16 protein-coding genes are annotated in these 12,755 nt (G+C 69.9%); 9 read left to right on the forward strand and 7 right to left on the reverse strand.

Annotated features, from left to right (window positions below; all coding sequences use genetic code 11):
• The first annotated feature begins 75 nt into the window (after positions 1 to 75).
• The 5 genes from ACU6WY_RS12110 to ACU6WY_RS12130 all read left to right on the forward strand — a co-directional run bounded on the left by ACU6WY_RS12110 (position 76) and on the right by ACU6WY_RS12130 (position 5,648).
• A complete protein-coding gene (locus tag ACU6WY_RS12110) occupies positions 76 to 1,314 on the forward strand; it encodes a sugar ABC transporter substrate-binding protein (protein WP_483819895.1) in 1,239 nt (412 codons plus the stop codon).
• A complete protein-coding gene (locus ACU6WY_RS12115) occupies positions 1,311 to 2,258 on the forward strand; it encodes a carbohydrate ABC transporter permease (protein WP_483819896.1) in 948 nt (315 codons plus the stop codon). The genes ACU6WY_RS12110 and ACU6WY_RS12115 overlap by 4 nt, the downstream gene beginning before the upstream one ends.
• A gap of 2 nt (positions 2,259 to 2,260) precedes the next feature.
• Positions 2,261 to 3,139 (forward strand): carbohydrate ABC transporter permease, encoded by an 879-nt coding sequence (locus tag ACU6WY_RS12120; protein WP_483819897.1) that lies wholly within the window; start codon positions 2,261 to 2,263, stop codon positions 3,137 to 3,139.
• Between the two features lie 40 nt (positions 3,140 to 3,179).
• Positions 3,180 to 4,520 carry an aspartate--tRNA(Asn) ligase gene (gene aspS, locus ACU6WY_RS12125; RefSeq protein ID WP_483819898.1) on the forward strand — a complete coding sequence of 447 codons (1,341 nt, stop codon included), beginning with the start codon at positions 3,180 to 3,182 and terminating at the stop codon, positions 4,518 to 4,520.
• Between the two features lie 72 nt (positions 4,521 to 4,592).
• A complete protein-coding gene (locus ACU6WY_RS12130) occupies positions 4,593 to 5,648 on the forward strand; it encodes an ABC transporter ATP-binding protein (protein ID WP_483819899.1) in 1,056 nt (351 codons plus the stop codon).
• A gap of 22 nt (positions 5,649 to 5,670) precedes the next feature.
• Here ACU6WY_RS12130 and ACU6WY_RS12135 read toward each other — a convergent pair whose 3' ends face one another.
• The 6 genes from ACU6WY_RS12135 to ACU6WY_RS12160 form a co-directional block, all read right to left on the reverse strand.
• Positions 5,671 to 5,973 carry a Dabb family protein gene (locus tag ACU6WY_RS12135; protein WP_483819900.1) on the reverse strand — a complete coding sequence of 101 codons (303 nt, stop codon included), beginning with the start codon at positions 5,971 to 5,973 and terminating at the stop codon, positions 5,671 to 5,673.
• Entirely contained in the window at positions 5,970 to 6,248 is a 279-nt protein-coding gene (locus tag ACU6WY_RS12140) for a glutaredoxin family protein (RefSeq protein WP_483819901.1), read from the reverse strand. Before ACU6WY_RS12140 ends, ACU6WY_RS12135 begins: the two co-directional genes overlap by 4 nt.
• A gap of 30 nt (positions 6,249 to 6,278) precedes the next feature.
• Positions 6,279 to 6,572 carry a rhodanese-like domain-containing protein gene (locus ACU6WY_RS12145; RefSeq protein ID WP_483819902.1) on the reverse strand — a complete coding sequence of 98 codons (294 nt, stop codon included), beginning with the start codon at positions 6,570 to 6,572 and terminating at the stop codon, positions 6,279 to 6,281.
• Between the two features lie 88 nt (positions 6,573 to 6,660).
• The gene (locus tag ACU6WY_RS12150) at positions 6,661 to 6,759 is read right to left on the reverse strand and encodes a 30S ribosomal protein bS22 (protein WP_003792170.1); all 99 of its coding nucleotides are present in this window, start codon (positions 6,757 to 6,759) and stop codon (positions 6,661 to 6,663) included.
• Between the two features lie 84 nt (positions 6,760 to 6,843).
• A complete protein-coding gene (locus ACU6WY_RS12155) occupies positions 6,844 to 7,035 on the reverse strand; it encodes a helix-turn-helix domain-containing protein (RefSeq protein WP_056224003.1) in 192 nt (63 codons plus the stop codon).
• 139 nt (positions 7,036 to 7,174) lie between these two features.
• Entirely contained in the window at positions 7,175 to 7,570 is a 396-nt protein-coding gene (locus ACU6WY_RS12160; protein ID WP_483819903.1) for an ArsR/SmtB family transcription factor, read from the reverse strand.
• A 95-nt stretch (positions 7,571 to 7,665) separates the two neighbouring features.
• Between ACU6WY_RS12160 and ACU6WY_RS12165 the strand changes: the two genes are divergently transcribed.
• Together ACU6WY_RS12165 and ACU6WY_RS12170 are read left to right on the forward strand one after the other, a co-directional pair.
• A complete protein-coding gene (locus ACU6WY_RS12165; RefSeq protein ID WP_483821922.1) occupies positions 7,666 to 9,081 on the forward strand; it encodes a TrkH family potassium uptake protein in 1,416 nt (471 codons plus the stop codon).
• On the forward strand, positions 9,074 to 9,745 hold the full coding sequence (locus ACU6WY_RS12170) for a potassium channel family protein (protein ID WP_483819904.1): 672 nt from the start codon (positions 9,074 to 9,076) through the stop codon (positions 9,743 to 9,745). Before ACU6WY_RS12165 ends, ACU6WY_RS12170 begins: the two co-directional genes overlap by 8 nt.
• A gap of 8 nt (positions 9,746 to 9,753) precedes the next feature.
• Here the strand turns inward: ACU6WY_RS12170 and proC are convergent, their stop codons facing one another.
• On the reverse strand, positions 9,754 to 10,599 hold the full coding sequence (gene proC / locus ACU6WY_RS12175; protein ID WP_483819905.1) for a pyrroline-5-carboxylate reductase: 846 nt from the start codon (positions 10,597 to 10,599) through the stop codon (positions 9,754 to 9,756).
• 99 nt (positions 10,600 to 10,698) lie between these two features.
• Between proC and ACU6WY_RS12180 the strand changes: the two genes are divergently transcribed.
• Both ACU6WY_RS12180 and ACU6WY_RS12185 read left to right on the forward strand, forming a co-directional pair.
• Positions 10,699 to 11,811 carry an alpha/beta fold hydrolase gene (locus tag ACU6WY_RS12180; RefSeq protein ID WP_483819906.1) on the forward strand — a complete coding sequence of 371 codons (1,113 nt, stop codon included), beginning with the start codon at positions 10,699 to 10,701 and terminating at the stop codon, positions 11,809 to 11,811.
• A gap of 10 nt (positions 11,812 to 11,821) precedes the next feature.
• Positions 11,822 to 12,751 carry an LLM class F420-dependent oxidoreductase gene (locus ACU6WY_RS12185; protein WP_483819907.1) on the forward strand — a complete coding sequence of 310 codons (930 nt, stop codon included), beginning with the start codon at positions 11,822 to 11,824 and terminating at the stop codon, positions 12,749 to 12,751.
• The last annotated feature ends 4 nt before the right edge of the window (positions 12,752 to 12,755 follow it).

Consider the following 12,755-nt stretch of genomic DNA (forward strand, 5'->3'; position numbering starts at 1 on the left):
TGGGCGGCCCGACCCGCGTCCCCCACAGCACAGGTCGATCGGCGCCGTCGGCGTCGACCGGGAAACGGACACACCATGGCATCCACCTCGCAGCGCCTGCGTCGCGCCGCCCTGCCCGCGGTCGGTCTCACCGCCGCCCTCGCCCTGACCGCCTGCTCCGGCGGCCAGTCCACCCCCGCCGCCACCGACGGCTTCGAGGGCGTGGAGCTCACCGTGTGGAACAACATCGACTTCGAGCCGTACCAGGGGCTGCAGAAGCAGTTCTTCGAGGCGTGCGCCGCCGATCTCGGCATCACCGTCGACGTCCAGACCCAGTCCGGTGACTACACCACGCGGCTGCTGCAGGCCGCGGGCGCGAAGTCGCTCCCCGACGTGGCCCTGCTCTCCACCGACACCCAGCTGCCTCAGCTGGCCTCGCAGGGCGTGCTGGCCGACCTGAGCGCATACGACATCGCCACAGACGGTCTCGCCGACAGCGCCGCCGACCTCGGCCGCTACGACGGCACCCTCTACGGCCTGCCGGTCCAGGTCGAGGACTACGCCGTCTTCTACAACAAGGCCGCCTTCGCCGCCGCGGGTGTTCCCGAGACCGCACCGGAGACCTTCGACGACCTCGTGGCGCTGGCCGGCTCCCTCACCACCCCGACGCAGAAGGGCATCGTGCTCCCCGGTATCGGCGGCGACGGCTCCACCCCCGTCTACTTCCTGCCGTTCCTGCTCTCGGCCGGGGGCGACCCCGCCGAGCCGACCGGCCCCGGCGCCATCGCGGCCGTCGACCTCTACAAGAACCTCGTCGCCAACGGATCGCTCTCGTCCGAGTTCGTCAACTGGGGCTGGGACTCCATCGACCAGTGGACCTCCGGCGCCGCGGCCCTGACCGTGTCCGGCCCGTGGAACCTCGTGGACACCTCCATCCCGTTCGAGTGGGGCACGTTCCCCTTCCCGACGGCGGAGGCCGGTGAATCGCCGAAGGTCAACCTGCTCGGCTACGCCTACGGCGTCGCGGCCAACGCGGACGCACAGAAGGAAGCCGCCGCCGCCGCGCTGGTGGCCTGCCGCGCCTCGGAAGAGAACCAGATCGAGACCGCGATCCAGGGCGGATACATCCCCGCGCTGCAGAGCGCGCAGGAGGCCTTCGTCGAGCAGGTTCCCTCGGCGGCTCCCTTCGTGGACGCCGTCGACGGCGCCTACAACTCGGCGCAGCTCGGCACCGAGTGGAACACGCTGCAGCAGCAGTACGTCGACGCGATCCAGGGCGCGACCGTCGGCGGCCAGACGGCCCAGGCCGCGCTGGAGCAGGCCAGCGGGCAGTGACGGCAGACACGCTGACGACGACCGGCCGGCCGGGGGCACGCACCCCCGGCCGGTTCCGGCGTTCTCTGGCCGCGCGGCGGCGCGGTGAACTGTGGGGATTCCTCACCCCGGCGATCGTGTTCTTCGTCGTGTTCTTCCTGTTCCCCCTCGGGTACGGCGTCTTCATGAGCACGACCGATTTCCGCACGGGCACCTTCATCACGGGGCGAGCCCCGTTCGTGGGCACGGCGAACTTCGAGGCGATCCTCGCCGAACCCGTGACCTTCCGCGCCCTGACGAACACCCTGGTGATCACGATCGCCTCGGTGCTCATCGAACTCGTGCTGGGACTGCTGCTGGCGCTGCTCTTCGCGCGCCGCTTCCCCGGGAGCCGATGGCTGCCGACCCTCATCCTCCTGCCGTGGCTGCTGCCGGCAGTCGTCGTGGCGACCGTGTGGAAGTCGCTGCTGGCGGGCGACGGGCCGATCAACGACGTGCTGCGCGCGATCGGCATCCCCGCCGAGGCTTGGCTGGCCAACCCCGCCACCGCACTCCCGGCGGTCATCCTGGTCGCCGTCTGGGCGAGCCTGCCGTACTGGGCCACGATCCTCGGCGCCGCCCTCAAGCAGGTCCCGGCCGAGCAGCTCGAGGCCGCGCAACTCGACGGCGCGGGCGCCTGGCGCCGCCTCACCGCGATCGTCCTCCCCACGATCTGGCCGGTGATCTCGGTGCTCGTGGTGATGAGCGTCGTCTACACGCTGCTGATCGTCGACCTGGTTCTGGTGCTCACCGCCGGCGGCCCCGCGAACAGCACCGTGACACTCGGTCTGCTGTCGTACCGCCAGGCCTTCCAGCAGTTCGAGTTCGGCCTCGGCGGCGCCTACGGCATGCTGCTCCTGGGAATCAGCGTGGTGTTCGCGATCGTGTACACCGTGATGTCGATGCGCCGGGAGCGTGACGAATGACCGTGACCCTGCCCCCCGCCCCCGCGGCCGTCTCGCCCACACCCGCGCCGGCCGTCGTGGTCGTCCCGCGACGACGCCGACGCGGATGGATGTGGACGTTCGTGACGGTCGCGGTCCTCGCCGTCTACCTCTTCCCGGTGTACTGGATGGTCTCGGCCTCGCTCCAGCCGTCGGCCAACTCCGTCGACACCGCCTGGTTCCCGGCATCCCCCGGTCTCGGCGGATACGAGAAGGCGCTCGATGACGCCGGCCTCGACGGGTTGCGCGTGTCGATCCTCGTCTCTCTCGGCTCGGTCCTGGTCACCCTCCTGGTGGCGATCCCGGCCGCGTACGCCCTGAGCCGCTTGCGCTCGCGCGCGGTGAGCATCGCGCTGATCCTGCTACTCCTCGCCCAGATGATCCCGAGCGTCGTGCTGGCGACCTCGTTCTACGCGATGTTCAACTCGTGGGGGCTGCTGAACACGTTCCTCGGACTCATCCTCGCCAACTCCACCGCCGGTGTGCCCTTCGCCGTCATCGTCATGCGCGCGTTCATGCTGCGACTGGACACCGAGGTGATCGAGGCCGCGACCGTGGACGGGCTTGGTCCGGTCGGCACGCTCTGGCGCATCGTGGTGCCGCTCTCACGCAACGCGATCGTCACTGCGGGGGTGTTCGCGTTCCTGTTCAGCTGGGGCGACCTGCTGTTCGGCCTGACGCTGGTCAACCGCAACGAGATGTACCCGATGTCGGTGCTGATCTTCGCGCTGTCCAACTCGAACCTGAACACGTGGGCCGCCACCATGGCCGCCTCGCTCATCGCGAGCGTCCCCGCGCTCGTGGTGATCCTCGCCGCCCAGCGGCACGTGAAGGCGGGGCTCACGGCCGGCGCCGGCCGCTGACGCACGGGGCCCCGCCGCCCCGCACGTAGACTGGCTTCTCGTGAGCGAACGCGTCCTGGTCAAGCAGCTGAAATCCCTTCCCGCCGGCCCCGTCTCCGTATCGGGGTGGGTCGAGACCGTGCGCGATCAGAAGAAGGTCCAGTTCGTCGTCCTGCGCGACGAGTCCGGTGCCGTCCAGCTGGTGAACCCGGCGACGCGTCCCTCCGAAGACGCCGGCGAGCAGGATGCCGCGGCCCTCGCGCTCACCGAGACGATCGGCGCTCTCGCCAACGGCACGTTCCTCACCGTGCGGGGCGAGCTCAAGCACGACGAGCGCGTGAAGCTCGGCGGCGTCGAGATCAAGATCGGCGAGCTCGAGATCGCCGCCGCGGCCAACCCCGAGACCCCGATCGCCGCCGACAGCGGACTCGACAAGCGCATGGACTGGCGCTTCCTCGACCTGCGTCAGCGTCGGAACAACCTCATCTTCCGCGTGCAGACGACGCTCGAGCACGCGATGCGCACCTACTGGGTCGAGCGCGACTACATCGAGGTGCACTCCCCCAAGCTCATGGCATCCCCCTCGGAGTCCAACGCCGAGCTGTTCGAGGTGCCCTACTTCGAAGACAAGACGGCCTACCTCGCGCAGAGCCCGCAGTTCTTCAAGCAGATGGCCCAGGTCGCCGGTTTCGGCAAGATCTTCGAGATCGCCCCGGCCTTCCGCGCCGACCCCTCGTTCACGAGCCGCCACGCCACCGAGTTCACCTCGATCGACGCCGAGATCAGCTGGATCGACTCGCACGAAGACGTCGCGCGCATGCAGGAAGAACTGCTGCAGACCGCGATCCAGGCGGTCAAAGACAAGCACGGCGACGAGATCCAGGAGCTCTTCGGTCTCGAGGTGCAGGTGCCGAGCCTGCCCTTCCCGCGTATCCCCCTCGCCGAGGCCCGCGAGATCGTCGCGGCCCGCGGCTACGAGATCCCCCGCACCGACGGCGACCTCGACCCCGAGGGCGAGCGTCAGATCGCCGCGCACGTGCAGGAGACCTTCGGTCACCAGTTCGTCTTCATCGCCGACTACCACCCCGAGATCCGCGCTTTCTACCACATGCGCGACGCCGACACGGGGCTGACCAAGTCGTACGACCTGCTGTTCAACGGCGTCGAGATCACCACCGGCGCCCAGCGTGAGCACCGCGTCGACGTGCTGATCGAGCAGGCGAAAGAGAAGGGTCTCGACCCCGAGCACCTCGACTTCTACCTCGACTTCTTCCGGTTCGGCGCTCCTCCCCACGGCGGCTTCGGCATGGGCCTCGCGCGCGTGCTCATGCTCCTCTTGGGCGAGTCGTCGATCCGCGAGGTCACCTACCTCTTCCGCGGACCGACGCGCCTGGCCCCCTGAGTTTCTCCACCCGACCCCGGGGGTTCACTCGCTGGGACGGGAGAGGTCATCGGCTCCGCCTAACGTGTCGTCATGGTCGCCGAAAGTCCTGCGGTTCACGCCCCCGGTGAACCCCGCGCGGGCTGGAGCATCGGGCTAACGGGAGTCGGTCGCAGCCGCGCCGACGAGACGGTGATCGCCGACGTCGATCTCGAGATCGAGCCGGGGGTCATCCTCGCCGTCGTCGGCGAATCGGGCTGCGGGGCCTCGACGCTCGCGCGCATCATCGCCGGCCGCGAACGCCCCGACAGCGGAGACGTGCGCATCGACCGACGCCTCCGCCCCGAAGCCCCTCGGCTCGCCGGTGTCTTCGACGACACTCCCGCTCCCCGCTTCGGACGGGCGGGGGAGGTCGTCGCCCGCGCCGGCGGCCGCCGGAACAGCCGGGCGCGCGACGAGGCCGAGCGCCTCCTCGCCGTCGTCGGACTCGTCGACCCCGATGTACCGGTGCGGCGCCTGTCGCGTGGCGACCGCCAGCGTCTCGCCCTGGCCTGCGCGCTCGCATCCGCCCCGCCCGCCCTCGTCCTCGATGACGCGCTCAGCGCGCTGCACACCTCGGGTCGCGAGCGTCTGCGCGAGAGCCTCGTGCGAGAGCTGCGCGCGCGGGGCACCACCACGGTCTGGGTCACCCGCGACACCCCCGAAGCGATCTCGGTGGCCGATCGGATCGCGGTCATGTACCGCGGCCGGATTGCGGCGGAGGGCACCCCCGAAGAGGTCTACGCCCGCGCCGGGGAGCCCGCGGTCGCCGCCGTCCTGGGCCCCGTCAACGCCGTACCCGGCATCGTCGAAGGCGTCATGGTCGATGTCTGGGGCCAGGAGCTGCCCCTCGCCGGGACCGCCCACGACGGTCACTGCGAGGTGATCGTCCGACCCGAGAACGTGCTGCTCGTGGCATCCGATGCCCCCGGGGTGGATGCCGTGGTCGAGGAGAGCACGTTCCTGGGCAGCGTCCGGCGCCTGGTCGTGCGCACCAGCGACGGAAGCCTCGTGCGCGTGGACCATGCGGCCGGCACACGAGTGGACGATCACGCGCACGTGCGGATCGCGCTGGCGCCGGTACCGGTGACGACCCGGCCGCTCAGCTGAGCCGACGACGCGGCCCTCGGCGTCAGGCGGGGAAGTCGATTCCCGCGCGCTCGGCGACGACGGAGCGGACGAAGACGGCGACGTCCTGATGGGCCGGGTGCACCTGATACCGCTCGAGCGCTTCGACGTCGGCGAACTCGCTGACGAGCACGATGTCCCAGTTGGTCTGGGGGTACGCGACGTTGCGGCCCACCTCGAAGTGCTCGATCTCGTCGATCTGCCCGGGAAGCGCCATCAGACGCTCCTCCATCTGCTCCGCGTGCAGCGCGCGCGTGTCGGCATCGTCGGCGGCGAGCTTCCAGAGGACGATGTGGCGGATGCTCACGCGGAGACTCCTTCGGGGTCGGCCGCCACCAGTGCGGCGCGGAGGCGGTCGGCGGAGACGCGCCAGTGCGCGTGCAGTTCCCCGTCGATGAGGATGACGGGGATCTTCTCCCACCACCGCTCGTACAGCGCAGGGTCGTCGGCGATCGATGCCGGCTCGACGACCACGCGGTCGGCGATTCCGGACGGCAGGTCGGCGATGACCGTCTCGACGATCTGCTCTGCGACATCGCAGAGGTGACAGTCGGGCTTGCCGATCAGCGTCAGGGTCGTCACCCTCTCATCCTAGGAGGGCGCGTCGGGGTGTCAGGACTCGACGTCGTACCCCGCGGCGATCCATTCGCCGGTCCCGCCCTCGACGTTCGTGGCATCGTGGCCGCGCGACGTCAGCGCCTCGACGACGCGCGCCGAACGGCCACCGGCCTGGCAGATCACGTCGAAGGGCCCCTCGGGGAGCGCGCCGAGGTTGTCGCCGAGCGTCGACATGGGCAGGTTGATCGCGCCCGGGACGCGACCGGCGGCGAACTCGTCGACCTCCCGCACGTCGACCAGCGGACGGTCGCGTCCGGCGTGCAGATCGTGGACCGTGATGGACTGCATGCTTCTCCTCCAGGAACGGCGGGGCGCGGCGCCCCGGATACACGAAGCGCCCGTCACGTCGGGACAGGCGCTCGGTGTGGTGGTCGCGTTACTTCTTGTTGCGACGCTGGTGACGAGTCTTGCGAAGCAGCTTGCGGTGCTTCTTCTTCGCCATGCGCTTACGGCGCTTCTTGATGACAGAACCCACGGAAAACCTCACTAAGTCGGGGTCTGGGTGCCGATGTCGGCCCCCGGGAACAGGCAGGCGTTTGAAAAAAGGCCTCGGATCAGTCTAGCCGACGTCGGACACCGGGCGCTGCACAGCCTCGGCGACCGCCGATTCGGGCACGCGATAGCTGCGTCCGAAGCGAACGGCGGGGAGTTCCCCGGCGTGCACGAGACGGTAGACGGTCATCTTCGACACCCGCATGAGTTCGGCGACCTCGGCGACGGTCAGGAAACGCACGTCGGGCAGCTCCGCCATCGATCACCCTCCGTCACGGGTGATCCTCACCCTCTGATGTGGGTCACACTCTAGGGTCTGCGCGCGACGGCTGTAAACCCGTGGGGCGCGTGTGACGACTGTGCTTTCCGGATGCCACGATCCCGGCGTGTCGCGGGATTCAGCGCCCGGGCAGCTTGCGGAAGGCCGAGGCCACGGAGTGCTTGACCGACGCGGCGGCGCGACCGACGACCTCGGCGGCGTGGACCGCCGATTCCGGCAGGGCGGGCTCGTTCTCGACATCGACCGAGAAGAACGGGACCAGCCAGTCGTCGACCTCGTCGAGCGGGGCGACGGCGAGGCTGTAGTAGCGATGCTGCCCCTCTTCGCGCACGGAGACGAGCTCGGCCTCGCGCAGCACCTTGAGGTGCTTGGAGACGGTCGGCTGACTCACCCCCAGCGCGGAGACGATCTGCGAGACACTCGTGCCCCGCTCCCCCGCGGTCGCGCGATCGAGCAGGAGCTGAAGGATGTCGCGACGCGTGCCGTCAGCGATCACGTCGAAGATGTCCGCCATGGCATTAGATTAGCCGCGAGCCCGCCCGAGTACCATGATTCGCGGTTCGGCGCCGGAGGGAGCGACGCATGGCAGCGACGCCCGACGACGTGCGCATGTCGGTGCGCGTACGGCGTATCGCTTTTCGGGCATGGGACGGCCTGCGCGATCTCACCACGGCATCCCCGGCCCGTTTCGCTGTGCTGGTGTTCGTCACGCTCATCCTGCTCTTCACGGCACTCTTCTCCCTTCCCGCTGCGGCGGCGGATGGGAAGCAGACCCCGCTGGCGGACGCCCTGTTCACCGCGGTGTCCACCATCTGCGTCACCGGGCTGTCCACGGTGAACATGTACAGCGACTGGTCGCCGCTCGGACGCGTGATCACCTATGTCGGCGTCAACGTCGGCGCTCTCGGCGTGCTCACCCTCGCCTCGATCCTGGGCCTGGTGATCTCCAAGCGCCTGGGCCTGCGCGCGAAGCTCATCGCCGCCGGCGACAGCAACCCGCTGCGGGCGCACGGCGGGCCGGTGAACGAAGGCCAGACGGTGCGCCTGGGCGAGGTCGGTCAGCTGCTACGGACGGTGGCCCTGTCGACCCTCGTGATCGAGGCGGCGCTGACGGTGCTCATCTACCCCTCGCTCGTCATCGGGGGGATCGACCCGCTCGTGGCCCTGTGGGAGGCGCCGTACTACGCCGCGATGGCGTTCACCAACACCGGCTTCGTCCCCAATGCCGAGGGGCTCGCCCCCTTTGCACAGGACTACTTCCTGCTCACGGTCCTCATGATCGGGGTCTTCCTCGGGTCGATCGGCTTCCCCGTGATCTTCACGCTGTGGCGGCACTGGTGGCGCTTCCGCCTGTGGTCGCTGCACGCGAAGCTCACGATCATCACCACGGTCGTCCTGTTCTTCGCCGGTGCCGGGGTCATTCTGCTGCTGGAATACGACAACCCCGCGACCTTCGGGAGCATGGACGCGTGGGACACCACCTTCCAGGCGTTCTTCCTCTCGGCGATGACCCGCTCGGGCGGTTTCTCGGTCGTCGAGGTCGGTGACCTCAACGGTGCGACGCTCGTGGTCGGCTCCATGCTCATGTTCGTCGGCGGGGGCTCGGCATCCACCGCCGGCGGCATCAAGGTGACCACGCTGGCCGTCCTCGCCCTCGCCGTGTGGTCGGAGGCCAAGGGCCGCCCGTCGGTGCAGGCGTTCGGCCGACGCATCCCGAGCGACGTGCAGCGCGTGGCCCTCTCGGTCGTGGCCTGGGGCGCGACGATCGTGGCCCTGTCGACCGTGACGATCAGCCGGATCACCGACGCGCCCATCGAGTACGTGCTCTTCGACGTGATCTCGGGGTTCGCCACCGTCGGGCTCTCGACCGGTTTGACCGCAGAACTGCCCGATCCGGCTGTCTATGTGCTCGCGGTGACGATGTTCATGGGACGCATTGGTACTGTGACACTCGCCGCGGCCGTCGCGGCCTCGTCTCGTTCGCAGCTTTACGCGCTGCCCGTGGAAAGGCCCATCGTTGGTTGAACGGATCCGCAGCGACGCGCCCGTCCTGGTGATCGGCCTCGGGCGCTTCGGTGCCGCGTGCGCGGGCGAGCTCGATCGCCTCGACCGCGAGGTGCTGGCCGTCGACGGCAACCTCGAACTCGTGCAGAAGTGGTCGGAGCGCGTCACCCACGCCGTCCAGGCCGACGCGCGCAACATCGACGCCCTGCGTCAGATCGGTGCGCAGGACTTCCAGGTGGCGGTGGTCGCGGTGGGCTCGCTCATCGAGGCATCCGTTCTCATCACCGCGAACCTCGTCGACCTGAAGGTGCCCCAGATCTGGGCGAAGGCGGTGTCGCAGTCGCACGGCAAGATCCTCGCCCGCGTCGGCGCGAACCACGTCATCTACCCCGAGGCCGAGGCTGGCGAGCGCGTCGCGCACCTCGTGAGCGGCCGCATGCTCGACTTCATCCGCTTCGACGACGACTTCGTGCTGGCCAAGATGTACCCGCCGAAGCTCGTGCGCGGGGTGGGCCTGAACGAATCCGGCGTGCGCACCAAGTATCGGGTGACGGTCGTGGGTGTGAAGAGCCCGGGCCGCCCGTTCCGCTATGCGGAGGCGAACACCGTGGTGACCAACCACGATCTCATCATCGTCTCGGGCACGAACAGCGACATCGAACGGTTTGCCGCGCTGGATCGCTGAGCGCGGGATCAGCCGCCCGCGGCGAGTTCTTTCGCGCGGGCGAGAGCGGCGTCGGCAGCCTCGGTGAACGTGTCGTCGAGGCGCGCGCGCTGCAGCACCGCGATCGCTCGCTCGGTCGTGCCCTTGGGGCTGGTGACGCGACGGCGCAACTCGGCGGGGTCCACCTCGGAGGCCGCCATCAGCGTGGTCGCGCCCACGAAGGTCTGCTCGGCGAGGAGGCGGGCCGCGTCGTCGTCGAAGCCCATCCGCACCGCCGCCTTCGTGAACTCCTCGACGAGGAGGAAGACGTACGCGGGCCCGGATCCCGAGATCGTCGACAGCGCGTCGATCTGCGACTCGGGGACCTCCAGCACGGCGCCCACCGTCTCGAACAGCGCGCGCACGAGAGCGACATCGTCGGCCGAGGCCGCCGGGCCGGCCGCGAGACCCGTCACGCCCTTGCCCACGAGCGACGGGGTGTTCGGCATCGAGCGCAGGGTGGCGACGCCCTCGCCGAGGTGCCGCGCGAACGTCGCGAGCGTCACCCCCGCCGCCAGGCTCACCACGACGGCGCCCGGACGCAGGTGGGGGGCGATCTCGTCGAGCAGGTCGGGCACCATGGCCGGCTTCACGCCGACGAGGACGATATCGGCGGATGCCACCGCGGCGGTGTTGCCGTCCGGGTTCGCCTCGAGGGCGACGCTCGTCACCCCCGGGAGGTCGGCGAGTTCGGCGGCCTTCGCGATCGAGCGGTTGGTCGCGGTCACCCCGCCCGCGGTGAGGCCCGCGGCGACGAGACCGTGCAGGATCGCCCCGCCCATCGAGCCGGCGCCCAGGATGGCGAGGGGGGGCAGCGAGGTCGTGGCATCCGTCATGCGTGCCAGTCTACGAAGCCTGAGTGCGGCTCAAAGGGGCGGGCGTTAGAGTCGGAACGCGCCCGTAGCGGTGCGGGCGCGATCGACACGGAGGACCCCATGACTCTCTTCGACGGCATCACCTCTCGTCAGGTCGACACCGGCCGGCTGAGCGTCACCGCGCTCGAGCGCGCGGGCGACGACCCCGCCACCGCCGCGGAATACACCGTCGTCTTCGTGCACGGCAGCGTCTCGTCGTCGCTGATCTGGCAGGAGATCATGCAAGACCTCCCCAGCGACCTGCGGGTGCTGGCGATCGACCTGCGCGGGTTCGGCGGCACCGAGCACGCCCCCATCGACGCGACGCGCGGCGTGCGCGACTTCAGCGACGACGTGCACGCGACCCTCGAGGCCCTCGGCATCCCGACGGCTCACCTGGTGGGCTGGGCGATGGGCGGCGGTGTGGTGCTGCAATACGCCCTCGACCACCCCGTGCTCTCTCTCACGCTGCAGGCGCCGATCTCGCCCTACGGCTTCGGCGGCACGCGCCGCGACGGGTCGCGGCTCACCGACGACGACGCCGGAACCGGCGCCAGTGCGGCGAACCCCGACTTCGTGCAGCGGCTCATCGATCACGACACCACCGACTCCGCCCCGACGTCGCCGCGGTCGGTGTTCCGCTCCGCCTACGTCGCGGCCGGCTACACGAGCGAGCACGAAGACACGTGGGTGGAGTCGATGCTCACCACCTCCACCGCCGGCGGCAACTACCCCGGCGACGTGGTCGCCTCGCCGAACTGGCCGGGTTTCGCGCCCGGCACCACGGGGGTGCTCAACACGATGGCCCCGAAGTACTTCGACGTCTCGGGAATCGTCGACCTGCCCGTGAAGCCCCCGATCCTGTGGATCCGCGGCACCGCCGACACCATCGTCTCGGACGCCTCGTTCTCCGACCTCGCCCACCTGGGTGCGCTCGGCATCGCTCCGGACTGGCCGGGCGCGGAGGTGGCTCCGGCTCAGCCCATGGTGTCGCAGACGCGCGACGTGCTCGACGCCTACGCCGCCGCGGGCGGCGAGGTGACCGAGATCGCCGTCGAGGGCGCGGGACACGCCCCGCACCTCGAGCGTCCCGCCCCGTTCCGCCGGGCCCTGTTGACCCACATCGGCTACGTGGGACGCCCCGCCGACCCCGCGCCGCCCACCGAGGCGATCATCCTGCGCTCGGCCGACTGAAGGAGTGCGCGTGGAGTACTGCCTGTTCACCGAGCCCCAGCAGGGCTTCTCGTACGACGACCAGCTCGCCTTCGCGCGCTCGGCCGAGGCCCACGGACTCGACGGGTTCTTCCGCTCCGACCACTACCTGCGCATGGGTGACGGCGATGCGCTTCCCGGCCCGACCGACGCGTGGACGACGCTCGCGGGGCTCGCGCGCGAGACCTCGCGCATTCGCCTCGGCACCCTCGTGTCGTCGGTGACCTACCGGGTCCCCGCCATCCTGGCGATCCAGGTCGCTCAGGTCGACGCGATGTCGGGCGGGCGGGTCGAGTTGGGCCTGGGAACCGGGTGGTTCGAACGCGAACATGCGGCTTATGGCATCCCCTTCCCCCCGAAGCGTTTCGATCTGCTCGAAGAGCAGCTGGCCGTCGTGACGGGCCTGTGGTCGACCCCCGTCGACGACACTTTCTCGTTCGACGGGGCGCACTATCGACTGGATGCCGCGCCGGCGCTCCCGAAGCCCGTGCAGTCACGCGTTCCCGTCATCGTCGGAGGCGGCGGGCCGAAGCGCACCCCGGCGTTGGCGGCTCGCTTCGCCACGGAGTACAACATCGGGTTCGTGGCCGAAGACGTCGTCGCCGAGAAGTTCGCGGTCGTCCGGGCGGCCTGCGAGGAGATCGGCCGCGACCCGGGGACCCTCAAGTTCTCGGTGGCCCTGCCCACGATCCTCGGCGCCGATGATCGTGCCATCGAGCATCGTGCCGCCGCGATCGGGCAGACGCGGGAGCAGTTCGACAACGGGGCCAACCTCATCGGCCGCGCCGACGAGATTGCCGCGAAGGTCGACCGGCTGCGCGCCCTCGGCGCCGACCGCGTCTACTTCCAGCTGCTCGACCTGCGCGACGTGGAGCACGCCGACGAGATCGGCACTGACCTGCTGCCGCTCCTCCCCCGCTGACGAG

It is taken from the genome of Microbacterium sp. ZW3a (assembly GCF_057167165.1).